This window comes from Maritimibacter harenae, assembly GCF_009882975.1.
Lineage (GTDB): Bacteria > Pseudomonadota > Alphaproteobacteria > Rhodobacterales > Rhodobacteraceae > Maritimibacter > Maritimibacter harenae.
In genome coordinates, this window is record NZ_WTUX01000019.1 from 115,646 (window position 1) to 142,645 (window position 27,000).

The 27,000-nt window shown below is 66.5% G+C and carries 26 protein-coding genes; 12 read left to right on the forward strand and 14 right to left on the reverse strand.

The genetic code is table 11. The features are described from left to right. Positions 1 to 35: 35 nt before the first annotated feature. Together GQE99_RS15255 and GQE99_RS15260 are read left to right on the forward strand one after the other, a co-directional pair. A complete protein-coding gene (locus GQE99_RS15255; protein WP_161352504.1) occupies positions 36 to 704 on the forward strand; it encodes an ABC transporter ATP-binding protein in 669 nt (222 codons plus the stop codon). Then, positions 701 to 3,220: an ABC transporter permease gene (locus tag GQE99_RS15260; RefSeq protein ID WP_161352505.1), complete on the forward strand. Its 2,520-nt coding sequence runs from the start codon at positions 701 to 703 to the stop codon at positions 3,218 to 3,220. The genes GQE99_RS15255 and GQE99_RS15260 overlap by 4 nt, the downstream gene beginning before the upstream one ends. Positions 3,221 to 3,280: 60 nt before the next feature. Here GQE99_RS15260 and GQE99_RS15265 read toward each other — a convergent pair whose 3' ends face one another. The 10 genes from GQE99_RS15265 to GQE99_RS15310 form a co-directional block, all read right to left on the reverse strand. Then, complete coding sequence (locus tag GQE99_RS15265; RefSeq protein WP_161352506.1) at positions 3,281 to 4,060, reverse strand: succinate dehydrogenase iron-sulfur subunit; 780 nt, start codon at positions 4,058 to 4,060, stop codon at positions 3,281 to 3,283. A 10-nt stretch (positions 4,061 to 4,070) separates the two neighbouring features. Then, positions 4,071 to 5,876, reverse strand: coding sequence for a succinate dehydrogenase flavoprotein subunit (gene sdhA, locus GQE99_RS15270; protein WP_161352507.1), 1,806 nt, complete (start codon positions 5,874 to 5,876; stop codon positions 4,071 to 4,073). Between the two features lie 10 nt (positions 5,877 to 5,886). Further along, positions 5,887 to 6,264 (reverse strand): succinate dehydrogenase, hydrophobic membrane anchor protein, encoded by a 378-nt coding sequence (gene sdhD, locus GQE99_RS15275; protein ID WP_161352508.1) that lies wholly within the window; start codon positions 6,262 to 6,264, stop codon positions 5,887 to 5,889. Between the two features lie 11 nt (positions 6,265 to 6,275). Further along, complete coding sequence (gene sdhC, locus GQE99_RS15280) at positions 6,276 to 6,659, reverse strand: succinate dehydrogenase, cytochrome b556 subunit (RefSeq protein WP_161352509.1); 384 nt, start codon at positions 6,657 to 6,659, stop codon at positions 6,276 to 6,278. 221 nt (positions 6,660 to 6,880) lie between these two features. Then, on the reverse strand, positions 6,881 to 7,678 hold the full coding sequence (locus GQE99_RS15285) for a DUF4344 domain-containing metallopeptidase (protein ID WP_161352510.1): 798 nt from the start codon (positions 7,676 to 7,678) through the stop codon (positions 6,881 to 6,883). 7 nt (positions 7,679 to 7,685) lie between these two features. Beyond that, a complete protein-coding gene (locus GQE99_RS15290; protein ID WP_161352511.1) occupies positions 7,686 to 8,720 on the reverse strand; it encodes a MaoC family dehydratase in 1,035 nt (344 codons plus the stop codon). Position 8,721: 1 nt separating this feature from the next. Continuing rightward, positions 8,722 to 8,925, reverse strand: a complete 204-nt coding sequence (locus tag GQE99_RS15295) for a DUF1737 domain-containing protein (protein WP_161352512.1) — start codon at positions 8,923 to 8,925, stop codon at positions 8,722 to 8,724. 10 nt (positions 8,926 to 8,935) lie between these two features. Continuing rightward, positions 8,936 to 9,484 carry an NnrU family protein gene (locus GQE99_RS15300; RefSeq protein ID WP_161352513.1) on the reverse strand — a complete coding sequence of 183 codons (549 nt, stop codon included), beginning with the start codon at positions 9,482 to 9,484 and terminating at the stop codon, positions 8,936 to 8,938. Between the two features lie 3 nt (positions 9,485 to 9,487). Continuing rightward, positions 9,488 to 10,342 (reverse strand): HpcH/HpaI aldolase/citrate lyase family protein, encoded by an 855-nt coding sequence (locus GQE99_RS15305; RefSeq protein WP_161352514.1) that lies wholly within the window; start codon positions 10,340 to 10,342, stop codon positions 9,488 to 9,490. 96 nt (positions 10,343 to 10,438) lie between these two features. Then, positions 10,439 to 11,191 (reverse strand): sulfite exporter TauE/SafE family protein, encoded by a 753-nt coding sequence (locus tag GQE99_RS15310; protein ID WP_235917258.1) that lies wholly within the window; start codon positions 11,189 to 11,191, stop codon positions 10,439 to 10,441. A gap of 152 nt (positions 11,192 to 11,343) precedes the next feature. On the opposite strand from GQE99_RS15310, the gene mdh reads away from it, so the two are divergent. From mdh to lpdA, 10 genes are all read left to right on the forward strand, one after another. Further along, positions 11,344 to 12,306 (forward strand): malate dehydrogenase, encoded by a 963-nt coding sequence (mdh, locus tag GQE99_RS15315; RefSeq protein WP_161352515.1) that lies wholly within the window; start codon positions 11,344 to 11,346, stop codon positions 12,304 to 12,306. Positions 12,307 to 12,705: 399 nt separating this feature from the next. Further along, positions 12,706 to 13,257, forward strand: coding sequence for a TetR/AcrR family transcriptional regulator (locus tag GQE99_RS15320; protein ID WP_161352516.1), 552 nt, complete (start codon positions 12,706 to 12,708; stop codon positions 13,255 to 13,257). A gap of 178 nt (positions 13,258 to 13,435) precedes the next feature. After that, complete coding sequence (sucC, locus tag GQE99_RS15325) at positions 13,436 to 14,629, forward strand: ADP-forming succinate--CoA ligase subunit beta (RefSeq protein WP_161352517.1); 1,194 nt, start codon at positions 13,436 to 13,438, stop codon at positions 14,627 to 14,629. A gap of 230 nt (positions 14,630 to 14,859) precedes the next feature. Beyond that, positions 14,860 to 15,744: a succinate--CoA ligase subunit alpha gene (gene sucD, locus GQE99_RS15330; RefSeq protein ID WP_161352518.1), complete on the forward strand. Its 885-nt coding sequence runs from the start codon at positions 14,860 to 14,862 to the stop codon at positions 15,742 to 15,744. A gap of 59 nt (positions 15,745 to 15,803) precedes the next feature. Beyond that, positions 15,804 to 18,779, forward strand: coding sequence for a 2-oxoglutarate dehydrogenase E1 component (locus tag GQE99_RS15335; protein WP_161352519.1), 2,976 nt, complete (start codon positions 15,804 to 15,806; stop codon positions 18,777 to 18,779). A gap of 6 nt (positions 18,780 to 18,785) precedes the next feature. Continuing rightward, entirely contained in the window at positions 18,786 to 20,318 is a 1,533-nt protein-coding gene (gene odhB / locus GQE99_RS15340; protein WP_161352520.1) for a 2-oxoglutarate dehydrogenase complex dihydrolipoyllysine-residue succinyltransferase, read from the forward strand. A gap of 62 nt (positions 20,319 to 20,380) precedes the next feature. Further along, a complete protein-coding gene (locus GQE99_RS15345; RefSeq protein WP_235917259.1) occupies positions 20,381 to 20,776 on the forward strand; it encodes an MAPEG family protein in 396 nt (131 codons plus the stop codon). A gap of 1 nt (position 20,777) precedes the next feature. Continuing rightward, entirely contained in the window at positions 20,778 to 21,020 is a 243-nt protein-coding gene (locus GQE99_RS15350; protein WP_161352522.1) for a hypothetical protein, read from the forward strand. Continuing rightward, positions 21,017 to 21,427, forward strand: a complete 411-nt coding sequence (locus GQE99_RS15355; protein ID WP_161352523.1) for an MAPEG family protein — start codon at positions 21,017 to 21,019, stop codon at positions 21,425 to 21,427. The genes GQE99_RS15350 and GQE99_RS15355 overlap by 4 nt, the downstream gene beginning before the upstream one ends. Before the next feature lie 61 nt (positions 21,428 to 21,488). Continuing rightward, positions 21,489 to 22,874, forward strand: a complete 1,386-nt coding sequence (gene lpdA / locus GQE99_RS15360) for a dihydrolipoyl dehydrogenase (RefSeq protein WP_161352524.1) — start codon at positions 21,489 to 21,491, stop codon at positions 22,872 to 22,874. 427 nt (positions 22,875 to 23,301) lie between these two features. Here the strand turns inward: lpdA and GQE99_RS15365 are convergent, their stop codons facing one another. The 4 genes from GQE99_RS15365 to GQE99_RS15380 all read right to left on the reverse strand — a co-directional run bounded on the left by GQE99_RS15365 (position 23,302) and on the right by GQE99_RS15380 (position 26,856). Beyond that, positions 23,302 to 24,486, reverse strand: a complete 1,185-nt coding sequence (locus GQE99_RS15365) for an amino acid aminotransferase (protein ID WP_161352525.1) — start codon at positions 24,484 to 24,486, stop codon at positions 23,302 to 23,304. 39 nt (positions 24,487 to 24,525) lie between these two features. Next, positions 24,526 to 25,383: a 3-mercaptopyruvate sulfurtransferase gene (sseA, locus tag GQE99_RS15370; protein WP_161352526.1), complete on the reverse strand. Its 858-nt coding sequence runs from the start codon at positions 25,381 to 25,383 to the stop codon at positions 24,526 to 24,528. Between the two features lie 109 nt (positions 25,384 to 25,492). Continuing rightward, the gene (locus GQE99_RS15375) at positions 25,493 to 26,527 is read right to left on the reverse strand and encodes a permease (RefSeq protein WP_161352527.1); all 1,035 of its coding nucleotides are present in this window, start codon (positions 26,525 to 26,527) and stop codon (positions 25,493 to 25,495) included. Next, a complete protein-coding gene (locus GQE99_RS15380; RefSeq protein WP_161352528.1) occupies positions 26,524 to 26,856 on the reverse strand; it encodes an ArsR/SmtB family transcription factor in 333 nt (110 codons plus the stop codon). Before GQE99_RS15380 ends, GQE99_RS15375 begins: the two co-directional genes overlap by 4 nt. Positions 26,857 to 27,000 lie beyond the last annotated feature (144 nt).

Here is a 27,000-nt window from a genome sequence, read left to right on the forward strand (position 1 = left end):
ATGCGAAGGATGTGACCCGTGAGAAGGCCCTGCGAATGACCGATCCCGTTCTCGAGCTTGACGATGCGCGGCTGTCCCTCATGGGGAATGCCGGGCCGGTGGACATCCTGAACGGCATCACGCTGTCGGTCACGCGGGGGGAGACCCTGGGGCTCACGGGGCCAAGCGGATCGGGCAAGTCGTCGCTCCTCATGCTCATGGGCGGGCTCGAGCGCGCCACGGGGGGCCGGGTCACCGCGCTGGGGCAGGACCTGGGCCCGATGGACGAAGACGCGCTTGCCCGGTTTCGTCGGGATCATATGGGTGTCGTCTTCCAGTCATTCCACCTCATCCCGACGATGACGGCCATTGAAAATGTCGCGACCCCGCTTGAGCTCGCGGGGGCCCGCGACGCCTTCGACCGGGCCGAGGCCGAGCTCGAGGCGATGGGGCTTGGCCATCGCACGGGGCATTACCCGGCGCAGATGTCGGGCGGGGAACAACAGCGCGTGGCGCTCGCGCGGGCCGCCGTCACCCGGCCGGAGATTCTTCTGGCGGACGAACCCACCGGCAACCTCGACGGGGCGACCGGCCAGGCGATCATGGACCTGCTCTTCGGCCTGCGCGACCGGCACGGGGCCACGCTGGTGCTTGTCACCCATGCCCCGGAGCTTGCCGAACGCTGCGACCGCGTCATCGGGCTCGCCGACGGGGTGCTCGCATGAGCGTCGCCTGGTCGATCGCGCGGCGGGAGCTTCGTGGCGGGCTGCGGGGCTTTCGCGTATTCCTCGCCTGCCTCGCGCTGGGCGTCGCCGCCATCGCGGCGGTCGGCTCCGTGCGAAGCTCCATCCAGGCCGGGATCGAGGAACAGGGCGCGACGCTTCTGGGCGGCGACGCGGCGATCGAGCTGACCTACCGCCGCGCACCTGCCGAGACGCGCGATTACCTCGAAACCATCGCCGAGGAGGTGGGCGAGGTCATCGATTTCCGCTCGATGGCGCGGCTGCCCGAGGCCGACGACAGCGCGCTCACACAGGTGAAGGCGGTCGATGGCACCTGGCCGATCTACGGCACGCCCGAGCTCGACCCGCCCATGTCGATCGGCGCCGCATTGGGGCAAGTCGACGGCCTGCCCGGCGCCGTGATGGCGCCCCTGCTGGCCGACCGGCTCCAGCTCTCACCCGGCGACACGTTCATGCTCGGCGCGCAGGAGTTCCGGCTTGCCGCCCGGCTCGTCTCGGCCCCCGATGACGGTTCCGGCGGCTTCGATTTCGGCCCGCCGACGGTGGTACGTATCGACGCGCTCGCCGAGTCCGGCCTGATCGCCCAAGGCACGCTCTTCGACAGCGAGTATCGGCTGCGCCTGCCTCCGGGCACGGACCTTGCGGCGCTGGAGGGGGAGGTGACGGACACCCTGTCCGATCTCGCCCCGCGCTGGCGCGATGCGCGCAACGGCGCGCCGGGGGTGAGCGAGTTCGTGGACCGGCTGGGCAGCTTCCTCGTGCTCGTCGGGCTTGCGGGGCTCGCCGTGGGCGGCGTCGGCATCTCGGCGGCGGTGCGCGCCTATCTCGACGAGAAGACCGAGGTTATCGCGACGCTGAAAACACTGGGCGCCGGGCGCAGCACCATTTTTGCGGTCTACGCGTTCCAGATCGGCGTTCTGGCGGCGATCGGCATCGTGCTGGGACTCGTGCTCGGGGGGCTCATCCCGGTGGTCTTCGGGCAGGTGATTTCGGCCGCGTTGCCCATCCCCGCCGACATCGCCCTGCGCCCCGGCCCGCTGGCCGAGGCGGCGCTCTACGGGGTGATCGCGGCGGCGCTTTTCACGCTCTGGCCGCTCGCCAAGACCGAACGCGTGCGGGCCGCCGCCCTGTTTCGCGACGGCGGAACGCCCGAGGCGTGGCCGCGTCCGCTCTACGTCATCCTGACCGGCGCGCTGCTGGCGCTGCTCGTCGGCGCGGCGGCGATTTTCTCCGGCATGGCCGAAATCGCGCTCTGGTCCGCCTTCGGCATTTTCGTGGCCTTCCTGCTGCTGGTCGCCGCGGGCCGGCTCGTGCGCGCCATTTCACGGCGGCTGGCGCGCACCCGCGCGCTGCGGGGGCGCCCGATGCTGCGCATGGCGCTGTCGTCGGTCGGCGGACCCGGGAACGAGGCGGCCTCGGTCGTGCTGTCGCTGGGGCTCGGGCTCTCCGTGCTCGCGGCCGTGGGGCAGGTCGACACGAACCTGCGCGGCGCGATCCAGCGGGAATTGCCCGACATCGCCCCCAGCTTCTTCGTCGTCGACATCCAGCCCGACCAGATCGAGGCGGTGCGCGAGCGGGTCGAGGGCGACCCGCTGGTCGAACGGATGGACAGCGCGCCGATGCTGCGCGGCATGATCACGCAGATCAATGGCCGCCCGGCGCGCGAGGTGGCGGGGGATCACTGGATCGTGGAAGGCGATCGGGGCGTGACCTACGCCGCGGAACTGCCGGAACGGACCGAAATCACCGCGGGCGAATGGTGGGGGGCCGAATACGATGGTCCACCCCAGATCAGCTTCGTGGCCGAGGAAGCCGCCGAGATCGGGCTCGAGATCGGCGACACGATGACGGTCAATATCCTCGGGCGCGAGATCACCGGTGAGCTCGCTTCGTTCCGTAACGTGGACTTCTCCACCGCCGCGATGAATTTCACCATCACGATGAACCCCTCCGCCCTCTCGGGCGCGCCGCACAGCTGGCTCGCCACGATCTATGCCGAGCCGGAGGCCGAGGCCGAGTTGATGCGCGACATCACGCGGTCCTACCCGAACATCACCATGATCTCGGTGCGTGACGCCATCGGACGGGCAACTGACCTTCTGGGCACCATCGCGGCCGCCATCACATACGGGGCGTTGATCACGCTGGTCACGGGGGCGGTGGTGTTGGTCGGGGCAGCGGCGGCCGGGGAGCGCGCGCGGACCTACGAGGCGGCGGTGCTCAAGACACTGGGCGCGCCGCGTGCCCGCATCCTCGGCGAATTTGCCCTGCGTTCGGCCATCCTCGGACTGTCGGCTGGGCTGGTGGCCGTTTTCGCGGGCGGGATGGCCGGCTGGGCGATCTCCACCTTCGTGATGGAAACCACCTTCGTTTTCGAGCCCGTCTCGGCCATCGCGATCGTCCTGGGTGGTGTGCTGGTCACGTTGCTCGCGGGGCTCGCCTTTGCCTGGCGTCCGCTGGCCGCGCGCCCCGCGCAGGTGCTGCGCGCCCGAGAATAGGCCGCAAAAGTAAAGCCCCGCCGGGGCGGGGCTTTCCGAAACGCTTGCGATCCGGCCGGATCAGATGGTGCGCTGCACCATCATCTTCTTGACCTCGGCGATCGCCTTGGCCGGGTTCAGACCCTTGGGGCAGGTCTGGGCGCAGTTCATGATCGTGTGGCAGCGGTAGAGCTTGAACGGATCCTCGAGATCGTCGAGCCGTTCCCCCGTCGCCTCGTCGCGCGAGTCGATCAGCCAGCGGTAGGCGTGCAGAAGCGCGGCAGGGCCGAGGTAGCGGTCGCCGTTCCACCAGTAGCTGGGGCAGGAGGCCGAGCAGGAGGCGCACATCACGCACTCATAGAGACCGTCGAGCTTCTTGCGGTCCTCGATCGACTGGCGCCACTCTTTCTGCGGCGCGTTGGTCTTGGTCTCGAGCCACGGCATGATCGACGCGTGTTGCGCGTAGAAATGCGTGAGGTCGGGGATCAGGTCCTTCACCACCGGCATGTGCGGCAGCGGGTAGATCTTCACGTCGCCCTTGATCTCGTCCATGCCGTAGATGCAGGCGAGCGTGTTCTGCCCGTCGATGTTCATCGCGCAGGACCCGCAGATCCCTTCGCGGCAGGAGCGGCGGAAGGTCAGCGTCGGGTCGATCTCGTTCTTGATCTTGATCAGCGCGTCCAGAACCATCGGGCCGCACTTGTCCATGTCGACGAAATAGGTGTCGACGCGCGGGTTCTCACCGTCGTCCGGCGACCAGCGGTAGATCTGGAACTTGCGCACGTTGGTCGCGCCCTCGGGCTTCGGCCAGGTCTTGCCGGTGCGGATCTTCGAGTTCTTGGGAAGCGTGAATGCAACCATGTCCGTCTCCTTAGAACGTCCGCGCCTTGGGCGCGATTTTCTTGAGCGCGATGCCGCCTTCGTCCTCGGTGGTCAGCGGATCGGTGATGACGGGACGATAGGTCAGGTCCACCTTCTGCCCGTCGACGCGGGTGATCGTGTGGACGCGCCAGTTCTTGTCGTCGCGCTCGGTGTGATCCTCGGACGCGTGGGCCCCCCGGCTTTCCTTGCGCGCCTCCGCGCCCACGATGGTGGCGAGCGCGTTGGGCATCAGGTTGGTCAGCTCGAGGGTTTCCATCAGGTCCGAGTTCCAGATCAGCGACCGGTCGGTGACCTTGAGGTCGTCGAGCTTGGCCGCGATCCCTTCCATCTTCTTCACGCCGTCGGCGAGCGTCTTGTCGGTCCGGAACACGGCCGCGTCTTCCTGCATCGTGCGCTGCATCTCGAGCCGCAGTTCGGCGGTCGGGGTGCCGCCATCGGCGTGGCGCACGTTGTCGAAGCGGTCGAATGCCTTGTCGACCGAAGCCTGGTTCAGCGACGGGTTCGGGCTGTCCGGGTCCACCACCTTGCCGGCGCGGATCGCGGCGGCACGGCCGAAGACGACGAGGTCGATGAGCGAGTTCGAACCCAGGCGGTTCGCGCCGTGCACCGAGGCGCAGCCGGCTTCGCCCACGGCCATCAGGCCGGGCACGACCGCGTTCGGGTCGTCCTTCGTCGGGTTCAGCACCTCGCCGAAGTAGTTCGTCGGGATGCCGCCCATGTTGTAGTGCACCGTCGGCAGAACCGGGATCGGCTCTTTCGTGACGTCCACGCCGGCGAAGATCTTGGCCGATTCCGAGATGCCCGGGAGGCGCTCGGACAGGGCTTCGGCGGGCAGGTGGCTGAGGTTGAGGTGGATGTGATCCCCGTTCTCGCCGACACCGCGCCCTTCGCGGATTTCCATCGTCATGGAGCGCGAGACGTAGTCGCGCGGCGCGAGGTCCTTGTACTGGGGCGCGTAGCGCTCCATGAACCGTTCGCCTTCGGAGTTGGTGAGGTAGCCGCCTTCGCCGCGCGCCCCTTCCGTGATCAGGCAGCCGGAGCCGTAGATGCCGGTGGGGTGGAACTGCACGAATTCCATGTCCTGGAGCGGCAGCCCGGCCCGCGCGACCATCCCGCCGCCGTCGCCGGTGCAGGTGTGGGCCGAGGTGGCCGAGAAATAGGCGCGGCCATAGCCGCCGGTGGCCAGCACGACCATCTTCGCGTTGAAGACGTGCATCGTACCATCGTCAAGCTTCCAGCACACCACGCCCTGGCACACGCCGTCGTCGGACATGATCAGGTCGATGGCGAAGTACTCGATGTAGAACTCGGCGTTGTTCTTGAGCGACTGGCCATAGAGCGTGTGCAGGATCGCGTGACCCGTGCGGTCGGCGGCGGCGCAGGTGCGCTGCACGGCCGGACCTTCGCCGAACTCGGTCGTGTGGCCGCCGAAGGGACGCTGGTAGATCTTGCCCTCCTCGGTGCGCGAGAAGGGCACGCCGTAGTGCTCGAGCTCGTAGACGGCGGCAGGCGCTTCACGGGCGAGGTATTCCATCGCGTCCGTGTCGCCCAGCCAGTCCGACCCCTTCACGGTGTCGTACATGTGCCACTGCCAGTTGTCGGGGCCCATGTTGGACAGCGAGGCCGCGATGCCGCCCTGGGCGGCGACGGTGTGCGAGCGGGTCGGGAAGACCTTGGTCACGCAGGCGGTCCGCAGACCCTGCTCGGCCATGCCCAGCGTGGCGCGCAGACCGGCACCGCCGGCGCCGACCACGACCACGTCATATTCGTGCGTTTCGTATTCGTATTCTGCCATTGTTTGTCCCTCAGGCGCCGAGCGAGATGCGGATGATGGCGTAGACGCCAACCAGTGCGAACAGCGTGCAGAGCAGCCGCGACGCGATGATGAGCACCATGCCGGCGCGGCCGTGCACGTAATCCTCGATCACGACCTGCAGGCCCTGGAACAGGTGCAGGAACACGGTGATGAAGAACGCGATCGCGATGATGGCGTTGACCGGGTGCGCATAGGCGGCGCGCACCGCTTCGTACCCGTCGCCCAGGTTGTAGGCGAAGGGGAAGATGAATAGCGGCACGAGAAACAGGAGCGCGATGGCGCTGATCCGCTGTTCCCAGAAATGCGCGGTGCCCTGTTTGGCGGACCCGAGCCCTTCGACGCGTGCGCGGTCGGTGAGATAACGCATGTTGTCCTCCCTCAGCCGATGATGACGGTGACGACGACCATTACGGCCGCGGCCACCAATCCGATGATTGCCGAGCGGTTGACCGTCTTCTGGCCGAAGTGCGAACCGGTATCCCAGATCAGGTGGCGGATGCCGTTCATGAAGTGGAACCACAGGGCGCACATGGACAGAAACAGCACGATGTCCCCGAACCAGGAGGTCAGGACCGCGCTGGCGGTTTCGAAATACTCGGGCCCCGTCGCGAGCGCGAGGAAGTACCAGACGATCAGCACACCGGCGAATGCCATCGCGACGCCGGTGATCCGGTGCAGGATCGACAGGTTCGCGTTCAGCGGTAGGCGATAGACCTGGAGGTGGGGTGAAAGCGGGCGATTGCCTCTGTTGACGTCAGCCATGGCTCGTCCCTCGATAGCTATTGGCGTTGCGGCATACCTTTAGAGGAAAATAAGTGAGAGTCACGGGAAGAATCGGTCAAAACCACAAGACGTGATCGCTAAACCGGCGATTTTTCCGCGTTCGTGATCACAAGCTGGCAACGTGTGATCACGAAATCCGTCAGCGGGCGAAGGCAATGACAATGCCGGGATATTCGGCGCAACGGGGCCTTCCCGGCCGCTCAGCGCGCCATTGCGGCAAGCTCCGCGCCCAGCTCGGTGCAGATCTGGATCTCGAGCAGGTCGGGGTCGTAGAACGCGTTCGACTCCCCGCAGGGAATGATGCTCACGTTGATGGTTTCGGGCAGCACGAACGCCGTGTTGAGCCGCGCCACCTCGCGCCCGACGAACCGTGTGAGGTGCGAGTCCTCGTCGGTCACCCAATCCAGCCGGAAAGAACTTCCGGGCGCGTCGGTGGACAGCCCGTCCAGCACCTCGTTCCACGACCGCGCGGCCAGCGCGTATTCCTCTTCGCAGGTGTCGGCGCGCGCCTCGGGCAAACCGAAGATGTCGACGAGGTCGTCGCGCGTGTCGGGATCGGCGCCGTACATCAGGCAGGCGAAATTGTAGTAGCGTTGCAGGTCGGGGGCATGCACGTCCCACAGGGCCAGGTCGTCGCGATGCTTGCCGGCGCCTTCCGCGAAGAGCCAGTAGTTGCGCGCCACGTCGCCGGCCATGCGCTGTACGCTGGTGTCGTCGTGGAGCCGGTTCATCAGCACCGTCGCGAACGTATCGGCCGCGAATTCCTCGGGCCCGTAGATGGGCAGTTCGAGGATGTCGATCAGGGCGTGGGCCAGTTCGTGGTAGAGCGTCTCAGTGATGTTGGCCTCGACGTAGAGCTCCACCGGATCGCGCGGTTCAGGCGCGCGCAGCGACTGCCCGCCGCCGCGGTCGAACGTGTAGATGTCCTTGGTCGCCTGCGCCAGGACGGCGGTGGCGAACAGGGCCGAGACAAGGGTGATGGCTGCCGTGACACGCATGGGCGTATCAGGTCGGCATCAGCGCCCAGTAGTCAAGATCGAGGAGCACGTGGGGCAGGTATTTCCCGTCCTCGCCCTTGAGCGCGAAATCCTGGATGCCGCCCTTCGTCGCGACAAGCCGCAGCCGGATCGCACCGACGCCGGGGGCGGGGGTGTCCGCGACCTCCAGCACCTCGGACCAGGCGCGCAGGGTGTCGCCCGCGAAGCACGGGTTGGCATGCGCTCCCGCGTTCAGCCCGACGATCATCTGCGCGTTGGCCAGCCCGTTGAAGGACAGCGCACGCGCCATCGAGATGACGTGCCCGCCGTAGATCAGCCGCTTGCCATCCTCGCGGTTGGTGGCGTCGAAATGCACCTTGGCCGTGTTCTGCCACAGGCGCGTCGCCATCATGTGTTCGGCTTCCTCGATGGTCACGCCGTCGACATGGTCGATCGTCTCGCCGACCGCGTAGTCGCCCAGCCGGTGGCGCTCGCCCGCCAGCTTGAATTCGTAGCGGCTGAAGTCGAGCCCCTCCGGGATCACCAGTTCATCCGCCGGGACCACCGGCTTGAGGTCCGGCACCAGCGTGTCGGGCGCGGGGGCGTCGAGGTCGCCTTTGCGCACCATGACCCAGCGGATGTATTCCAGCACCGGGTCGTCGTCCTGGTTGAACCCGGTCGTCTTGACGTAGACGACACCCGACTTTCCGTTCGAGTTCTGCTTGAGCCCTATCACCTGGCTTTCGGCGCGCAGCGTGTCGCCGGGCCAGACCGGGCGCAGCCACCGGCCCTCGGCATAGCCGAGGTTCGCGACCGCGTTCAGCGACACGTCCGGGACGGTCTTGCCGAACACGACATGGAACGCGGCCAGGTCGTCGATCGGTGCACCGTCGAGCCCGCACTCCTGCGCGAAGGCGTCCGAAGAATAGAGCGCATGACGCGACGGGTAGAGCGCGTGGTAGAGCGCGCGTTCCCCGCCCGACACGGTGCGCGGCACCGCGTGGGTGATCACCTCGCCGATGCGATAATCCTCGAAGAACCGGCCGGGGTTGGTTTTTGCCACGTTATTGCTCTCCCAGTTTGATGTCGGGGTGGTACTCGCCCTCGGCCTCTTTCGTGACGGCCTGACCGCAGCGCATCACGCCGTTTGCGGCGTCGAAGGCGTAGGTGGGGCTGCCGTGCAGCGCCCACCCCTTGTTCAGGGCCTCGGTGACCTTGTGGCAGAAGGCTGACGTGTCGTCGGCCGACAGGAAGCGGTAGAGTTTCATGTCCGTCCCCTCAGCCGAATGTCGGGTAGCCGAGCCAGTAGTGGATCGCGACGATAACGCCGAAGACCACGATGGTGCCCACGACCGCGCCGATCTCCTTGCCGACGGGGAACGGCCCGGTGGCCTTGGCCGGCTTGTTCTGGCGGTTGATCAGGATGACCTCGATCACGGCCCAGATCAGGAGGCCGCCGAAGAGGACGAAGGACGGCATGTCGCCGTTCACCAGCAGGTGGGCGATGGCCCAGGACTTGATCGCCGTGAGCTGCGGATGGCGGATCTTCGAGGTGATCCAGGTCTTCATGCCCGATGCGGCGAAGAGGTAGACCGCGAACAGCGTGAGCAGGTTGTTGATCCCGACCATCGCGGGGCTGCGGCCCCAGTAGACCTCACCGATGTCGGCCATGCGGTAGCCGATGACCATCAGGACGACGCCGGCGATCACGCCCACGGCGACGAGGCCCTTGGCCTTGTCGCCCATGTTCGCGCGGGCGGTCGGAGCGATGCGTTTGAAAAGATGTGCGAGCGACCACAGCAGGACGCCCAGAATGAGAATTGGCATGGCTTATCCTTCGAGACTGGCGATTGCCTCTGCCTTGGAGAGCAGAGCTTTCGCCGTCACGATATGCAGATTCTCCACGATCTTTCCATCGACGACCGCCACGCCCTGTCCGGACGCCTCGACCTCTTCGAAGGCGGCGATCTGGCGGCGGGCAAGCTCGATGTCCGCCTGGGACGGTGCGAACAGCTCGTTCGCGATGTCGATCTGGGCCGGGTGGATCAGCGTCTTACCGTCGAAGCCAAGGTCGCGGCCCTGTTCGCATTCTGCGCGCAGCCCGTCATCGTCCTTGAAGGCGTTGTAGACGCCGTCGACGATCAGCACGCCCGCAGCGCGCGCCGCGATCAGGCTCATCTGCAGGCTCGTCATCACCGTCATGCGGTCGGCCGTGACGCGGCAGCCCAGCTCTTTCACCAGGTCGTTGGTGCCCATGACGATGCCGCCCAGCCGCGGATGCGCCGCGATGCCTTGCGCGTTGAGCACGCCCTCGGGCGTTTCCATCATCGCCCAGAGCGGCACGTCGGGGATCAGGTCGGCCAGCGCCTGCAGGTCGTCCGCGCTGTTCACCTTCGGCAGAAGAAGCGCGTCGATGTCCGCGCCCTTCATGGCCTCGACGTCCTGGCGGCCCCAGTCGGTGTCGAAGCCGTTGATGCGCACGATCTTCATCCGCTCGCCGTAGCCGCCCTTGTCGAGTTCCGCGCGCAGCGTGACCCGTGCCTCGTCCTTCGCATCGGGCGTGACGGCGTCCTCCAGGTCGAAAATGATCGCATCGGCGGGCAGCCCCCGCGCCTTGTCCAGCGCCCGGGCCTTGGAGCCGGGAATATAGAGAACGGAGCGGACCGGGCGGGTGGTTTGCGTCATGATTCTTCCCTTCGGAAATATTGTTGCGCAAACCAACACGTGAGCGAATGATTTGGCAACCCTGAATTTGCCGCAACGCAGAAAGCCATCACGGTATCAGGTTAGCGCGTCCCAGATCAGCTTCGTGCCGGTCAGCACGAGAAGCGTGTAGGTGATCGTGAAATAAAGCCGCTCGGGGATGAGATAATGCGCCTTCACCCCCAGCCAGACCCCGACCACGGCCGCCGGCACGAGCATGAGGTCGGCCTTCAACGAGTCCCACGTGAAGATGCCAAGGAACAGGTAGGGGCCGAATTTCATCAGGTTGATGGCCCAGAAGGTGAGCACGGTCGTGGCCTGGTAGGTCGTCTTGTCGATCCGGCGCGACAGGAGAAACACGGCCGCCGGCGGGCCGCCCGCGTGGCTCACGAACGAGGTGAAGCCACCGACGACCCCCGCGATGGCGCCGCCCAGGTCGCCCATCGGGCGCCGCGCCGGGCGGATCACGCCCAGCTTGCGCCCCAGTTGGAAGATGACGAAGCCGATGGCCACGGCGCCGATGAGCAGGCGGAAGACGTCCGGTTCGGCGTATCGGTAGAAGGCCGCCCCCACCGCGACGCCCGGCACCGCCCCCAGGATCAGCACCAGGGCTGCCCGCCCGTCCCACTTGCCCCAGTAGGGTTTGAGCGCGGTCACGTCCATCAGCATGAGAAGCGGCAGCATCAGCCCGACGGCCTGCCCGGGTTCCAGAATCAGCGCGAGAAGCGGGGTCGCGGCGAAGGCCGCGCCGGAGCCGAAGCCGCCTTTCGAGATACCGGCGAAGATCACGGCCGGGATCGCGAGGGCGAAGAACATGAGGTCGATTTCCAAGCGGTGCGGCTCCCGAAGTCTCTGACGTGGTTGAGCTTTAGCGTTATCGGAGCGGGCTTCAACCCGCAGCGCTGCATCGCGGCACCCTTGCACCGTGGGGGCGTTGGGGCTAGGCAGCGCAGGGACAGATAACCTGATCGGAGATCAAACACATGGCTCGACCCAAGATCGCGCTTATCGGTGCCGGCCAGATCGGCGGCACGCTCGCCCATCTCGCGGCACTCAAGGAACTCGGCGACGTCGTTCTGTTCGACATCGCTGACGGCACCCCGCAGGGCAAGGCGTTGGACATCGCGGAAAGCGGCCCGGTCGAGGGCTTCGACGCGACGCTGAAGGGCACCACCGACTATGCCGACATCGCCGGCGCCGACGTCTGCATCGTGACGGCCGGCGTGCCGCGCAAGCCGGGCATGAGCCGCGATGACCTTCTGGGCATCAACCTGAAGGTGATGAAGGCCGTGGGCGAAGGCATTCGCGACAACGCGCCGGACGCCTTCGTGATCTGCATCACCAACCCGCTGGACGCGATGGTCTGGGCGCTGCAGCAGTACTCGGGCCTGCCGAAGGAGAAGGTCGTGGGCATGGCCGGCGTGCTGGACTCTGCGCGCTTCCGCCACTTCCTTTCGGTCGAGTTCGACGTCTCGATGAAGGACGTCACCGCCTTCGTTCTGGGCGGCCACGGCGACACGATGGTGCCGCTGACCCGCTATTCCACGGTCGCCGGCATCCCGCTGCCCGACCTCGTGAAGATGGGTTGGACCACGCAGGACAAGCTGGACGCGATCGTGCAGCGCACCCGTGACGGTGGCGCCGAGATCGTGGGCCTTCTGAAGACCGGTTCGGCGTTCTACGCCCCGGCTGCCTCGGCGATCGAGATGGCTGAAGCCTACCTCAAGGACCAGAAGCGTCTCCTGCCGTGCGCGGCGTGGGTCGACGGCGCGCTGGGCCTGAAGGGGATGTACGTGGGCGTGCCCACGATCATCGGCGACAAGGGTATCGAACGGATCGTCGACATCAACCTGACCAAGGACGAGCAGGCCATGTTCGACCACTCGGTCGAGGCCGTGCGCGGCCTGGTCGAGGCCTGCAAGGGTATCGACTCGAACCTCGGCTAAGCCGGGGCGCATGACGAGAATTCGGAAAGGGTCGGGCTTTGCCCGGCCCTTTTTCTTTGGGGTGTGAGCCTGTGCCGGGACCGCGCTGGTGAACGCCGTGTTTACCTTTCCGGGAACGCGGGACTGGCTTAAGTCCTTGACATCGTTCGCCATCGTGCAGCCTAGTTTTCCAGTTTTCCGGAAAAGTGGTTTTCGACGGACCCGCCAACCGGGCGCCTATTGGCACGACCGCACTCTGACAGGCGCGGTCCGCCACGTTGTCCGTGGACCCCATGTTCCTCATGACCTTTTGGGTGTAGGGTGGGTCATCGAACCCGGGAGTTTGCAGATGCCAGGGCCAGATTGCGCTTTTCCTCCCGGGCCCGACGCGGCACTATCGAGCTGGGACGAGGGACGGACATGGCAGTAAAGCGACGGGCGGATTTCGCCGAAAACCGGTTGCGCATCCTTGCAGCGGCGGAAGACGTGTTCGTCGAACGCGGGGTCGGGGCCCCCTTGGACGCCATCGCGCAGCGCGCCGGTGTCGGTCGCGCGACCTTCTTTCGCCACTTCTCCGACCGCCGCGCCCTGATCAACGAGATGCTGGACATGTTCCTCGACAAGCTCGAGGGGGCGAGCGCCGGGCTTGCGCCGACCGGCCAGTCGATCTTCGCCATCACGCGGGTCATGTTCGACGAGATGATGCATTACGCGCCGATCGCGGATTTCCTGCGCGCGCAGGGGCGCGAAGATCCCGTGCTGCTTGCCGCGATCGACCGGTTCCAGGCGCTCCTGCGGCCCCACGTCACCCGCGCGGTCGAGGCGGGGACGGTCCGCGCGGATCTGCGGGAGTCCGATATCGTGATCTTCGCCGTCATGCTGGCCGCCGCGACCACCACGCCGAACATCGGCCCTGATGGCCGCCGGACCGCGTATGACCTGATGTTGCGGGGCCTGCAGGACGCAGGGTGACCGAATCCGGCCTGTGACCGGCTGTCGCACCCCGGTTTTGTGATCACGAGTTCTCGGCGTGTGATCACACAACCGCGGAATTCAGCGCATTTTAGCGAAAACACCGAAAAAGTCGTTTATCCGGCCCCCGGGTGCGTGCATTCATGCCCGCGAACCTGAAACCAGATGGGACGAGTTCATGAACATCCATGAATACCAGGCGAAGGCGCTCCTTCGCGACTACGGCGCACCGGTCTCCGACGGCCGTGTCGTGATGAAAGCCGACGAAGCCAAGTCGAAAGCGAGCGAACTGGACGGTCCGCTTTGGGTGGTGAAAGCGCAGATCCACGCCGGTGGCCGCGGGAAGGGCCACTTCAAGGAAGAGAGCGCCGGCGAAAAGGGCGGCGTGCGCCTGACCAAGTCGGTCGAGGAAGCCGCCGAGGAAGCCAAGAAGATGCTCGGCCGCACGCTGGTCACGCACCAGACCGGCCCGGCGGGCAAGCAGGTCAACCGCATCTACATCGAGGCGGGCTCCGGCATCGAGACCGAGCTCTACCTCGCGCTGCTGGTGGACCGCGTGACCAGCCGCATCAGCTTCGTCTGCTCGACCGAGGGCGGGATGGACATCGAGGAGGTCGCGGCGTCGACCCCCGAGAAGATCCTGTCGTTCAGCGTCGACCCGGCGACCGGCTACCAGCCGTTCCACGGCCGCCGCATCGCGTTCGCCCTCGGCCTCGAAGGGCCGCAGGTGAAGCAGTGCGTCGCGCTGATGGGCACGCTCTACAAGGTCTTCACCGAGAAAGACATGGAGATGCTCGAGATCAACCCGCTGATCGTGACCGACAGCGGCGACCTCAAGGTGCTCGACGCCAAGTTCGGCTTCGACGGCAACGCGCTCTACCGCCAGCCGGACGTCGCCAACCTGCGCGACGAGACGGAAGAGGACCCGAAGGAGCTCGAAGCCTCCAAGTACGACCTCAACTACATCGCGCTCGACGGTGAAATCGGCTGCATGGTGAACGGGGCCGGCCTCGCGATGGCGACGATGGACATCATCAAGCTCTACGGGGCCGAGCCCGCCAACTTCCTCGACGTTGGCGGTGGCGCCACGAAGGAGAAGGTGACGGAAGCGTTCAAGATCATCACCTCCGACGACAACGTCAAAGGCATCCTGGTGAACATCTTCGGCGGTATCATGCGCTGCGACGTGATCGCCGAAGGCGTGGTTGCCGCGGTCAAGGAAGTGGGGCTCAAGGTTCCGCTGGTGGTCCGCCTCGAAGGCACGAACGTAGAGAAGGGCAAGGAGATCATCAACAACTCCGGCCTCGACGTGATCGCCGCCGACGACCTCAAGGACGGCGCGCAGAAGATCGTGCAGGCCGTGAAGGGCTGAGACGCATGAACCTGCGCGCCAATGCCCATGCCCAAGGTTCGATGGGCCCGGTGATTTCGGGCCCGTCGGCCTGCGCCACGCGCGTACCCGGCATGGCATCGGCGCATCCTGATCATACCGACATTCCGGGACGCCGCCGTCCCGTCGCACAGGCGCGACCAGCCCGTTCGGGCGCGGACGCGTGACAGATACCGGCGCCCCGGCGGCCGGAGACAACAAAGGAGGGCCTGATGGCCGTACTCGTTGATAAAGATACCAAGGTGATCTGCCAGGGCTTCACCGGCTCGCAGGGCACCTTCCATTCGGAACAGGCGATCGCCTACGGCACCAAGATGGTCGGTGGCGTGACCCCCGGCAAAGGTGGCCAGACGCACCTGGACCTGCCCGTGTTCAACTCGGTCCACGAGGCCAAGCACGAGACCGAGGCCAACGCTTCGGTGATCTACGTGCCGCCGCCCTTCGCCGCGGACTCGATCCTCGAGGCGATCGACGCCGAGATGGAGCTGATCGTGTGCATCACGGAGGGCATCCCGGTGCTCGACATGATGAAGGTCAAGCGCGCGCTCGAAGGCTCCAAGTCGGTCCTGATCGGTCCGAACTGCCCGGGTGTCATCACGCCCGACGCCTGCAAGATCGGCATCATGCCCGGCCACATCCACAAGCGTGGCTCGGTCGGCGTCGTGTCGCGCTCCGGCACGCTCACCTACGAGGCGGTCAAGCAGACCACCGACGTGGGGCTCGGCCAGTCGTCCTGCGTCGGCATCGGCGGCGACCCCATCAAGGGCACCGAGCACATCGACGTGCTGGAATGGTTCCTCGCCGATGACGAGACCGAATCCATCATCATGATCGGCGAAATCGGCGGCTCCGCCGAGGAAGAGGCCGCGCAGTTCCTGGCCGACGAAGCCAAGAAAGGCCGCAAGAAGCCGGTCGCGGGCTTCATCGCCGGGCGCACCGCGCCTCCGGGCCGTCGCATGGGCCATGCCGGCGCGATCGTCGCTGGCGGCAAGGGCGGCGCCGATGACAAGATCGAAGCGATGAAATCCGCCGGGATCGTGGTGGCCGACAGCCCCGCGCAGCTCGGCGAAGCCGTCCTGGAAGCGATCGGCAAGTAAATCCATCGTGCGCGCCCGGATCGCCCGGGCGCGCGCATCCCCTTCTGTCAGGTGACGTCATGACCGACCAAAGCCCCAACGACCAGTTCCACGCCTCTTCCTTCATGCAGGGGCACAACGCCGAGTATCTCGAACAGCTCTACGCCCGGTACGCCAACGACCCGAACACGGTCGACGAGGCATGGCAGGCGTTCTTCCGCGAACTCGGGGATGACGAGGTGTCGGTCAAACGCGAGGCGCAGGGGCCCAGCTGGATGCGCGCCGACTGGCCGCCGCAGCCTGATGACGAACTCACCCACGCGCTCGACGGCCAATGGCCTGCCGAGGTGGAGAAGGCGCCCAAGGACCTGGCGAAGAAGATCGCCGATACCGCGAAGAACCGCGAAATCGAGATCACCGAGGACGCGATCAAACGCGCCGTGCTCGACAGCGTGCGCGCGCTGATGCTCATCCGCGCCTACCGGATCCGCGGTCATCTCGTGGCCGACATCGACCCGCTGGGCATGCGCGACATGTCCCCCCATGCCGAGCTCGACCCGAAGAGCTACGGGTTCAACGACGCCGACATGGACCGGCCGATCTTCCTCGACAAGGTCCTGGGGCTCGAAGTCGCCTCGATGCGCCAGATCATCGACATCGTGCGCGCGACCTACTGCGGCACCTTCGCGCTGCAATACATGCACATCTCGAACCCCGACGAAGCCGGGTGGCTCAAGGAGCGGATCGAGGGCTACGGCAAGGAGATCCGTTTCACCCGCGAAGGGCGCCGCGCGATCCTGAACAAGCTTGTCGAGGCCGAGGGCTTCGAGAAATTCCTTCACGTGAAGTACATGGGCACCAAGCGCTTCGGGCTCGACGGCGGCGAGGCGGTGATCCCGGCGATGGAGCAGATCATCAAGCGCGGCGGCAACCTGGGTGTCGAGGAGGTCGTGGTCGGCATGCCGCACCGGGGCCGCCTGAACATCCTCGCCAATGTGATGAACAAACCCTACCGTGCGATCTTCAACGAATTCCAGGGCGGTAGCTTCAAACCGGAGGACGTGGACGGCTCCGGCGACGTGAAATACCACCTCGGCGCCTCCGCGGACCGGGAATTCGACGGCAACAACGTCCACCTGTCGCTGACCGCGAACCCCTCGCACCTCGAGGCGGTGAACCCGGTCGTGCTGGGCAAGGCCCGCGCCAAGGGCGATCAGCTCAACGACCCCGAGCACAACAAGATCATCCCCGTGCTGCTGCACGGCGACGCGGCCTTCGCCGGCCAGGGCGTCGTCGCGGAATGTTTCCAGCTTTCGGGCATCCGCGGGCACCGCACCGGCGGCACCATCCACATCGTGGTGAACAACCAGATCGGCTTCACCACCGCGCCGCACTTCTCGCGCACCTCGCCCTATCCGACGGACCTTGCCCTGATGGTCGAGGCGCCGATCTTCCACGTGAACGGCGACGACCCCGAGGCCGTGGTCCACGCCGCCAAGGTGGCGACCGAGTTCCGCCAGAAGTTCCACAAGGACGTGGTGATCGACATCTTCTGCTACCGCCGCTTCGGCCACAACGAGGGGGACGAACCGATGTTCACCAACCCCCTCATGTACAAGGAGATCAAGACCCACAAGTCGACCCTCCAGCTCTACACCGAGCGGCTGGTCAAGGACGGTCTGATCCCCGAGGGCGAGATCGAGGACATGAAGGCGGCCTTCCAGGCCCACCTGAACGAGGAGTTCGAGGCGGGCAAGGAATACAAGCCCAACAAGGCCGACTGGCTCGACGGCCGCTGGTCCCACCTCGACAAGCAGGGCGAGGATTACCAGCGCGGCGAAACCGCTGTGTCCAAGGAGACCTTCGAAGAGGTCGGCAAGGCGCTCACCACGGCCCCCGATGGCTTTGCGCTCCACAAGACCGTGGGTCGGCTTCTCGACGCCAAGAAGCAGATGTTCGAAAGCGGTGAGGGTTTCGACTGGGCGACCGCCGAGGCGCTCGCCTTCGGGTCGCTTCTCACCGAGGGCTACCCGGTCCGGCTCGCCGGCCAGGACTCGGCCCGCGGCACGTTCTCGCAGCGCCACTCGGCGCTGGTGAACCAGGAGACCGAGGAGCGCTTCTACCCGCTCAACCACATCAAGTCCGGCCAGGCGCGCTACGAGGTCATCGACTCGATGCTCTCGGAATACGCGGTGCTGGGCTTCGAATACGGCTACTCGCTGGCCGAGCCCAACGCGCTCACGCTCTGGGAAGCGCAGTTCGGCGACTTCGCCAACGGCGCGCAGATCATGTTCGACCAGTTCATCAGCTCCGGTGAATCGAAGTGGCTGCGGATGTCCGGGCTCGTCTGCCTGCTGCCGCACGGCTACGAAGGGCAGGGGCCGGAACACTCCTCGGCCCGCCTCGAGCGGTTCCTGCAGATGTGCGGCGGCGACAACTGGATCGTGGCCAACTGCTCGACCCCGGCCAACTACTTCCACATCCTGCGCCGGCAGCTTCACCGCTCCTACCGCAAGCCGCTGATCCTGATGACGCCGAAATCGCTTCTGCGTCACAAGCTCTGCGTGTCGGACGCGGCCGACTTTACCACCGGCTCGTCCTTCCACCGCGTGCTGTGGGACGACGCCGACGGGCAGAAGGCGACCGGGCGCTCCAGCGCCAAGCTGAAGGCGGACGACAAGATCAAGCGCGTCGTGATGTGTTCGGGCAAGGTCTACTACGACCTGCTGGAAGCGCGCGACGAGGCGGGGATCGACGACGTCTACCTGATGCGGGTCGAACAGTTCTACCCGTTCCCGGCGCTCAGCCTCGTGAAGGAGATGGAACGCTTCCCGCAGGCGGACGTGGTCTGGTGCCAGGAAGAACCCAAGAACCAGGGCGCCTGGTTCTTCATGGAGCCCAACATCGAATGGGTGCTCTCGCGCATCCGCGACGAGAATACCCGCCCGACCTACGCCGGTCGCGCCGCCTCGGCTTCGCCCGCAACGGGCCTCGCCAGCCAGCACAAAGCACAGCAAGCCGCGCTCGTGAACGACGCGCTGAACATCAAAGGATAAGACCTGATGAGCACCGAAGTCCGTGTTCCCACGCTTGGGGAAAGCGTCACCGAAGCCACCGTCGCAACGTGGTTCAAGAAACCGGGTGATGCCGTATCCGCCGATGAAATGCTCTGCGAGCTCGAGACCGACAAGGTGACCGTCGAGGTTCCGGCGCCCGCCGCCGGGACCCTGGGCGACATCGTCGCGAACGAAGGCGACACTGTCGGTGTCGACGCGCTGCTGGCCACCATCGAGGAAGGCGAAGGGGCCAAGCCCGCGCCGAAATCGGAGAAGGCCGAGGCACCCAAGGAAGAAGCCCCGGTCGAAAGCGCCGGCGGCGAGACCGTAGACATCATGGTCCCGGCCCTGGGTGAATCCGTGTCCGAGGCGACCGTCTCCACCTGGTTCAAGAAGGTCGGCGACAGCGTCGCGGCGGACGAGATGCTGTGCGAGCTTGAAACCGACAAGGTCTCGGTCGAAGTGCCCGCGCCGTCCGCCGGCACCATCACCGAAATCCTCGCGGACGAGGGCGAAACGGTCTCGGCCGGCGGCAAGCTCGGCGTGCTGTCCTCCTCCGGCGCCGCCCCGGCGAAGAGCGCGTCGAAGGACGCGCCGGCCGCCGAAAGCGAGGCCCCGGCGAAGGCCGGCGACAAGGACGTGGAAGACGCGCCCTCGGCCAAGAAGATGATGGCCGAAGCCGGTCTCAAGCCCGAGGACGTGAAGGGCTCCGGCCGCGACGGCCGGGTGATGAAGGAAGACGTGCAGGCCGCGATCTCGGCCTCCAAGTCCGCCTCCGCCCCGTCCTCCACGCCGGCCCCCGCCTCGGTCCCGCGCGCCCCGGTGGCCGCCGACGACGAGGCCCGCGAAGAGCGTGTCAAGATGACGCGCCTGCGCCAGACCATCGCGCGCCGCCTGAAGGACGCGCAGAACACCGCGGCCATGCTCACCACCTACAACGAGGTGGACATGACGGCGGTCATGGACCTGCGCAACGAGTACAAGGACCTGTTCCAGAAGAAGCACGGCATCAAGCTCGGCTTCATGTCCTTCTTCGTGAAGGCCTGCTGCCACGCGCTCAAGGAAGTGCCCGAGGTGAACGCAGAGATCGACGGCACCGACATCATCTACAAGAACTACGTCCACATGGGCGTGGCCGTCGGCACTCCGAACGGCCTGGTCGTTCCGGTCGTGCGCGACGCCGACCAGATGTCGTTCCACCGGATCGAGGGCACGATCAACGACATGGGCAAGCGCGCCCGTGACGGCAAGCTCTCGATGGCCGAGATGCAGGGCGGCTCGTTCACCATCTCGAACGGCGGCGTCTACGGGTCGCTCATGTCCTCGCCGATCCTGAACCCGCCGCAGTCGGGCATCCTCGGCATGCACAAGATCCAGGAACGGCCGATGGTCGTCGACGGCGAGATCAAGATCCGCCCGATGATGTACCTGGCGCTGAGCTACGACCACCGCATCGTCGACGGCAAGGGCGCCGTGACCTTCCTCGTGCGCGTCAAGGAAGCGCTCGAGGATCCCCGCCGCCTGCTGATGGACCTGTGAGCGCGGGGTGGGTGATCACCCACCCCTTGAGCGCCCCCGCAACGGAGGCCTTATGAATGTCCATGGCGCTCATCGGATTGGTCGGACTGGCGGTGCTGGTCCTCGTCCATGTGAGCGTGGACAGCTTCCTTCTGAAAGGCAGCGTGGGCAACGCCTGGACCGTGGGCCCACGCGACACGCCGCCCGAAGCCGGCCCGATGGCCGGCCGGGCGCACCGCGCATTGTGGAACCTTCTGGAAACCGCCCCCGCCTTCCTCGCGCTTGCCCTGGTGGCCGAGCTGTCGGGGCGCGGTGGTGCATGGACCCAGTGGGGCGTTTGGCTCTACCTTGGGGGACGGGCGGCCTATCTGCCGGCCTACCTGAGCGGCCTGCCGTGGCTGCGCACGGTGATCTGGCAGGTCGCGACGTTGGGCATCGTCGCCCTACTGGTCGGGGTGACCTTCGTGACGAGGAGCTGACATGAGCGCTGAAGACAAGAAACCGAAAGCGCCCGCCGGCCTCGCCACGTCGGCCCAGATCCTGCGCAACTGGGCCCTGCGCGTCGCCGTGTTCAGCGTGCTGGCCTATTTCGTGGTGACCTCGAGCGACACGGACGCGCGCACCATGTGGGTGATCGTGGCGGCCTATGCCGCGATCTCGCTCGCCATGGCGTTCGGCTTTCGCGCCTACACGAAGCGGCGCCTGGAAGGGAAGGACGAATGACCCCGGAACTCACCGTTCTCGCGCTCGCCGCGCTGCTGCAGGCCGTGCAGTTCGCGCTCATGGCGATCCCGGCCAACATCGAGCTCGGCGTCGGCAAGACCACGTCGCCGCGCGACGCCTCGCGGCTCAAGACTCCGCTGTTCGACCAGGTCTCGGACGGGACGGGGCGGCTGGTGCGCGCCTTCAACAATCACTTCGAGGCGCTCATCCTTTTCACCATCGCGGTGGTGATCGTATCCATTTCGGATCAATCGACCCTTTTCACGGCCGTTTGCGCGTGGGTCTATCTCGCCGCGCGTGTGCTCTATGTCGCGGCCTACTATTTCGGTTGGGCGCCCTGGCGCTCGTACATCTTCTTCGTCGGGTTCCTCGCGACCTTCCTGATGATCCTCGCCGCGCTGGTGTGACGGCGGGGAACGAACCATACGCATGCCCGGAGCACCGGACAAAACGCCAAAGGAGTAAGTCATGGCAGACTATGATGTGATCGTGATCGGCAGCGGCCCCGGCGGCTATGTCTGCGCCATCCGCTGCGCCCAGCTCGGGCTCAAGACGGCCTGCGTCGAGGGGCGCGACACGCTGGGCGGAACCTGCCTCAACGTCGGCTGCATCCCGTCCAAGGCGCTGCTGCACGCGACGCATTCGCTGCACGAGGCCGAGCACAACTTCGCCACGATGGGCCTGAAGGGCAAGGCGCCCTCGGTCGACTGGAAGCAGATGCTGGCCTACAAGGACGACGTGGTGGCGACCAACACCAAGGGGATCGAGTTCCTGTTCAAGAAGAACAAGGTCGACTGGATCAAGGGCTGGGGCAAGATCTCCGGCAAGGGTGAAGTGACCGTCGGCGACGAGACCCACAAGGCCAAGAACATCGTGATCGCCACCGGGTCCGAGGCGTCCAGCCTGCCGGGCGTGGAGATCGACGAGAAGACCGTCGTGACCTCCACCGGCGCGCTGGAGCTGGGCAAGATCCCCAAGAAGCTCGTGGTGATCGGCGCGGGTGTCATCGGGCTCGAGATGGGGTCCGTCTACGCCCGCCTGGGGTCCGAGGTGACGGTGGTCGAATACCTTGACCACATCACGCCGGGCATGGATGCCGAAGTCGGCAAGCAGTTCCAGAAGCTCCTCAAGAAGCAGGGCATGGACTTCATCCTCGGCGCCGCGGTGCAGGGGGTCGAGGCGCTCAAGACCAAGGCGAAGGTGAGCTACAAGCTCAAGAAGGACGACAGCGAAGAGGTGCTCGACGCCGACGTGGTCCTCGTCGCCACCGGCCGCCGCCCGTTCACGGACGGGCTGGGGCTGAAGGAGGCCGGCGTGAACGTGACCGACCGCGGCGTGGTCGAGGTCGACCACTGGAAGACCAACGTCGACGGCATCTGGGCCATCGGCGACGCGACCCCCGGCCCGATGCTCGCCCACAAGGCGGAGGACGAGGGCATGGCGGTCGCCGAATCCATCGCCGGGCAGGCGGGCCACGTGAACTACGACGTGATCCCCAGCGTGATCTACACCACGCCCGAAGTGGCCGCGGTCGGCAAGACCGAGGAGCAGCTCAAGGACGAGGGCCGCAACTACAAGGTCGGCAAGTTCTCGTTCATGGGCAACGCGCGGGCCAAGGCGGTCTTCCAGGGCGACGGGTTCGTGAAGATCCTGTCGGACAAGGACACCGACCGGATCCTGGGCGTGCATATCATCGGCCCGTCCGCCGGTGACCTGATCCACGAAGCCTGCGTCGCGATGGAGTTCGGCGCGGCGGCCGAGGACCTGGCCCGGACCTGCCATGCCCACCCGACCTTCTCGGAAGCGGTGCGCGAGGCGGCGCTGGCCTGCGGCGACGGTCCGATCCACATGTAGGAAAGTGTTGCGCCGCGGGCTTCGTCCGCGGCGCGGTGTCCTGCCCGGATTCCTGCGCCGGGAGACATGCGCCGCAGGGGGCTGTCTGCCCCCTCGCGGCTTCGCCGCTCACCCCCGAAGGTATTTCAGAAACAGAGAAGGACCGGGTCCACCCCCTGTGCCGGGCACAGGGGGCTTCTCCGTTTACGTCCATCGGCACCTCTGCCTGTGACGCGCTGCCATCATGACGCGTTAACCTTAATGATCGGTAAAGGGACGTCTTCTTCGTTTCGGAAATACCTCGGGGGGACGCCGGACGCCCTGGCGTGCGGCGTGGGGCGGAGCCCCCCGCGGCCTTGATCAAGGTCGAAAGTGGGGGGGCGGAACGCAAAACGCCGCGCCCGAAGGGCGCGGCGCGCGGCGGCGGCGAAGCCGGCGCAAGTCCGGGTCAGACGCCCGCGTCGACGATCGCGTCGGCGAGAATGTCCACCGTGTCCTTGTTCAGGCCGGCGATGTTCATGCGGCTGTCGCCGACCATGTAGATCCCGTGCTTTTCCTTCATCGCGTTTACCTGCTCCGGCGTCGCGCCGAGGCGCGAGAACATGCCGCGGTGCTCGGCGATGAAGCCGAACCGGTCGGAGCCGGTACGCGCCTGCAGCGCCTCGGCCAGTTGCTTGCGCAGGGCGAGCATCGTGGTGCGCACGTCCTCGAGCTCGGATTCCCAGTCGGCGCGCAGCGTGGGGTCGTCGAGGATCATCTGCACCACGCGGGCGCCGTGGTCAGGCGGAAAGGAGAAGTTCTGCCGGTTCAGGTGCGTCAGGTTCTGCTGCGTCACCGTCTTGAGCTTCTCGTCCGGCGTTTTCGCCATCAGGAGGCCGGTGCGTTCACGGTAGACACCGAAGTTCTTGGAGCAGCTCGCCGCGATCAGTGCCTCGTCCAGCGTCGAGGCCACGTGGCGCACGCCGGCCGCGTCCGCTTCGAGCCCGTCGCCGAAGCCCTGGTAGGCGATGTCGATGAGCGGCAGCGCACCCTTCTTGCCGAGAAGCTCGGTGACTTCACGCCATTGCTCGAGGTTCAGGTTGGCACCTGTCGGGTTGTGGCAGCAGCCGTGCAGGATGACCACGTCGCCCTGCTTGACGCCGTCGAGGTCGGACATCATCGCGCCGAAGTCGACCGCGCGGGTGTCGTTGTCGAAGTAGCTGTATTCGACCATCGGCAACTTGAGGTGCTTGATGATCGACAGGTGGTTCGGCCAGGTCGGCTGCGACACCCAGATGGTCACGTCCGGGTTTGCCATCTTGGCCAGTTCCAGCGCCTGGTGGATCGCGCCGGTGCCGCCGGGCTGGGCGGCGCCGGCAAGCCGGTCGGCCTCGACCGCGTCGCCCAGCACGAGGCCCGACAGCGCGTTCACGAAGGCCGGGTCACCGGCCAGCGCCGTGTAGCTCTTGGTCGTCTCGGTATCGATCAGCCGCTGCTCGGCCGCCTTCACGGCGCGCATTACCGGGGTGTTGCCGGTCGGGTCCTTGTAGACGCCGACACCGAGGTCGACCTTGGTGTCGCGCGGGTCCTCGCGGTATTCGACCATGAGCGCCATGATCTTGTCCTGCGCCTGTGCATTCAGATGTTCGAACATCTCGTCTCTCCGGGTTTCGGCCGATGTGGCCGGTCAATGTCACGCGTCGCCGGTGGCGACCTTCAGATCGTTGTACATGCCCCATTCGGCCCAGGATCCGTCGTAGATCGCATGCCGCGGGTGCCCGAGCCGGGCGAGCGCCAGGTCGAGGACCGCCGCCGTCACGCCCGACCCGCAGGACGAGATGACGGGTTTGCCGAGATCCACGCCGGCCCCTTCGAAGGCCGCACGCAGGGCGCTGTCGTCCTTCATGGTGCCGTCCGCGTCGATGAGGTCGCGGAAGCACAGGTTCTTCGAACCGGGTATATGGCCCGAGCGCAGCCCCTCGCGCGGTTCCGGGGCTTCGCCGCGGAACCGGTCGCCAGAGCGGGCGTCGACGATCTGCCAGTCGCCCAGCTTGGCGGCCGCGGCCACCTGGGTCACGTCCTTCACGAGGTCGGCCTGGCGCGACACCGTCATGTGGCGGTCGCGGATGACCGGGGGCATGTCCTCGGTCGGGCGGCCTTCGGCGACCCATTTCGGCAGACCGCCGTCGAGCACGGCGACATCGGTCTTGCCCATCAGGCGGAAGGTCCACCAGACGCGCGGGGCCGAGAACAGCCCGACGGTGTCATAGACCACCACCTGGTGGCCGTCGCCGATCCCCATCGCGCGCATGCGCGACATGAACTTCTCGACCGGCGGGACCATGTGCGGCAGGTCCGAGCGCTGGTCGGAAATCTCGTCGATGTCGAAGAACCGTGCGCCGGGGATGTGGACCTGGTCGTATTCCGCCTTCGGGTCGCGTTCCGCGTCGGGCATGTGCCACGACGCGTCGATGACGCGCAGGTCGGGATCGTTCAGGTGCCGGGCCAGCCATTCGGTCGAAACCAGCGTTTTCGGGTCGTCCTGGGCCATTCGTCCGCCTCGTTCTGGGGTCGCTCTTGCCTAGCGTCGGGGCGCGCGGGTGGCAAGGGGGCGCAACGTGGCGGAACCGGGGCGGGGCGGACGGGAGCGTGCGGGGCGGTCAGATCACCGCCTGGTAGATCATCCCCGCGATCACCGCGCCGGTCAGCCCGAGGCCCAGGTAGAGCGCGAAGACATGCGGCTTGACCAGCGCCCAGATCGCGGCCATCGCCGGGATGGAACTGACCGCGCCCGCGACCATGAAGGCCATCGCGGCGCCCGCGCTCATCCCCTGTTCCATGAGGCCGGCGAGGAGCGCGGGGGCGACGTAGCTGTTGAGATAGGCGGGCATGCCGACGAGCGCCGAGAGCACGATGGGACCCGTCCCCTCGCCGCCCACGACGGAGGCGATCCAGTCCGCCGGCATGTAGGTGATCAGGAGCGCCTCGAGGACGTAGGCCAGGATCAGCCATTTCACGAGGAAGACGAGGTTGTCCCAGCCTTCGGTGCGGAATACGTCGCGCCTTTCGGGCACCGTCCAGATGGCCCAGTGCGGCCGACCCGTCGCCGGGTTCGCACCGCAGCCACAGCCCTGTCGTGGGCGGGGCTTCGCGACACCGGTCAGGAGCCCCATGCGCGCGATGGCCATCGTGACGAAGCCGCCGAACAGCCCGAGGCCCACGGCCGCCGTTGCCTTGCCGATGGCGAAAGGCCAGTCGAGCGCGGCGGCGGTGATGAGGAGCGAGCCCGGGTCGATCAGCGGCGAGGCGAGCCAGAACGCCATGATCGCCGCGATCGGGGCGCCGAGCGCGATCAGTCCGGCGACGAACGGGATCACCTCGCAGGAGCAGAACGGGGCGAGCCCGCCGAAGAGGGCGGCGAGCACGATCGCGGTCGCCTCCCGGCCTTCGAAGGCGCGGCCGATCATGGTCTCGGCGCCCGAGGCCTTGAGATAGGCGACCAGCGTCACCGCCACGAGGATGAAGGGCAGGGTGCCGGCGAACGCCCGCGCGGCGTCCGTGCCGATCGTACTGAAGCGGCCGGGATCGAGGATCGCGACCGCGAGGAGCAGGAGCGCGGAGACGGTCCAGGGCGACCTGAAGCGTTTGGCGCGCGCCAGCGCACCGGCCGGGCGGGGAAGGGTCGTTTCGGTCATGCGCGCACTCCCACCTGCGCGCCTACCCCGCAGGCATCGCCGTTTTCGTCGACGCAGCATTCGGCGAGGATGTAGGCGGCCAGGCTGCGCAGTTGGTCGTAATCGGCGCGGTTGATCGTCTCGCGTCCGCGCCGCTCCTGCCGGACGAGCCCGCCGGCGACGAGCGATTTTAGGTGGTGGGCCAGGGTCGATTGCGCGATCCCCGTCCGGTCCTGGATCGCGGCGATGTTCAACCCGTCCGACCCGGCCCGCACGAGCGTCTTGAGCACGGCAAGTCGGGGCTCGGACCCGATGGCAGCAAATCCGGCGGCGGCGAGGTCGGGTGTCATGACGATCTCCAGAGTGATCTATATAACTAGTTTTATAGTCTATTCGGGGTGGGCAGCAAGGGGTTTCCTTCTTGCGCGCCTGGGGCGCGTCGATTTCGGATTTCTAGGATTCTAGGATTCTAGGATTCTAGGATTCTAGGATTC

What these genes read in the sequence shown, in the direction of transcription:
- GQE99_RS15255 (WP_161352504.1), top strand. Translation starts at nt 36, where the DNA reads ATGACCGATCCCGTTCTCGAGCTTGACGATGCGCGGCTGTCCCTCATG.
- GQE99_RS15260 (WP_161352505.1), top strand. Translation starts at nt 701, where the DNA reads ATGAGCGTCGCCTGGTCGATCGCGCGGCGGGAGCTTCGTGGCGGGCTG.
- GQE99_RS15265 (WP_161352506.1), bottom strand. Translation starts at nt 4,060, where the DNA reads ATGGTTGCATTCACGCTTCCCAAGAACTCGAAGATCCGCACCGGCAAG.
- sdhA (WP_161352507.1), bottom strand. Translation starts at nt 5,876, where the DNA reads ATGGCAGAATACGAATACGAAACGCACGAATATGACGTGGTCGTGGTC.
- sdhD (WP_161352508.1), bottom strand. Translation starts at nt 6,264, where the DNA reads ATGCGTTATCTCACCGACCGCGCACGCGTCGAAGGGCTCGGGTCCGCC.
- sdhC (WP_161352509.1), bottom strand. Translation starts at nt 6,659, where the DNA reads ATGGCTGACGTCAACAGAGGCAATCGCCCGCTTTCACCCCACCTCCAG.
- GQE99_RS15285 (WP_161352510.1), bottom strand. Translation starts at nt 7,678, where the DNA reads ATGCGTGTCACGGCAGCCATCACCCTTGTCTCGGCCCTGTTCGCCACC.
- GQE99_RS15295 (WP_161352512.1), bottom strand. Translation starts at nt 8,925, where the DNA reads ATGAAACTCTACCGCTTCCTGTCGGCCGACGACACGTCAGCCTTCTGC.
- GQE99_RS15300 (WP_161352513.1), bottom strand. Translation starts at nt 9,484, where the DNA reads ATGCCAATTCTCATTCTGGGCGTCCTGCTGTGGTCGCTCGCACATCTT.
- GQE99_RS15305 (WP_161352514.1), bottom strand. Translation starts at nt 10,342, where the DNA reads ATGACGCAAACCACCCGCCCGGTCCGCTCCGTTCTCTATATTCCCGGC.
- mdh (WP_161352515.1), top strand. Translation starts at nt 11,344, where the DNA reads ATGGCTCGACCCAAGATCGCGCTTATCGGTGCCGGCCAGATCGGCGGC.
- GQE99_RS15320 (WP_161352516.1), top strand. Translation starts at nt 12,706, where the DNA reads ATGGCAGTAAAGCGACGGGCGGATTTCGCCGAAAACCGGTTGCGCATC.
- sucC (WP_161352517.1), top strand. Translation starts at nt 13,436, where the DNA reads ATGAACATCCATGAATACCAGGCGAAGGCGCTCCTTCGCGACTACGGC.
- sucD (WP_161352518.1), top strand. Translation starts at nt 14,860, where the DNA reads ATGGCCGTACTCGTTGATAAAGATACCAAGGTGATCTGCCAGGGCTTC.
- GQE99_RS15335 (WP_161352519.1), top strand. Translation starts at nt 15,804, where the DNA reads ATGACCGACCAAAGCCCCAACGACCAGTTCCACGCCTCTTCCTTCATG.
- odhB (WP_161352520.1), top strand. Translation starts at nt 18,786, where the DNA reads ATGAGCACCGAAGTCCGTGTTCCCACGCTTGGGGAAAGCGTCACCGAA.
- GQE99_RS15345 (WP_235917259.1), top strand. Translation starts at nt 20,381, where the DNA reads ATGGCGCTCATCGGATTGGTCGGACTGGCGGTGCTGGTCCTCGTCCAT.
- GQE99_RS15350 (WP_161352522.1), top strand. Translation starts at nt 20,778, where the DNA reads ATGAGCGCTGAAGACAAGAAACCGAAAGCGCCCGCCGGCCTCGCCACG.
- GQE99_RS15355 (WP_161352523.1), top strand. Translation starts at nt 21,017, where the DNA reads ATGACCCCGGAACTCACCGTTCTCGCGCTCGCCGCGCTGCTGCAGGCC.
- lpdA (WP_161352524.1), top strand. Translation starts at nt 21,489, where the DNA reads ATGGCAGACTATGATGTGATCGTGATCGGCAGCGGCCCCGGCGGCTAT.
- GQE99_RS15365 (WP_161352525.1), bottom strand. Translation starts at nt 24,486, where the DNA reads ATGTTCGAACATCTGAATGCACAGGCGCAGGACAAGATCATGGCGCTC.
- sseA (WP_161352526.1), bottom strand. Translation starts at nt 25,383, where the DNA reads ATGGCCCAGGACGACCCGAAAACGCTGGTTTCGACCGAATGGCTGGCC.
- GQE99_RS15375 (WP_161352527.1), bottom strand. Translation starts at nt 26,527, where the DNA reads ATGACCGAAACGACCCTTCCCCGCCCGGCCGGTGCGCTGGCGCGCGCC.
- GQE99_RS15380 (WP_161352528.1), bottom strand. Translation starts at nt 26,856, where the DNA reads ATGACACCCGACCTCGCCGCCGCCGGATTTGCTGCCATCGGGTCCGAG.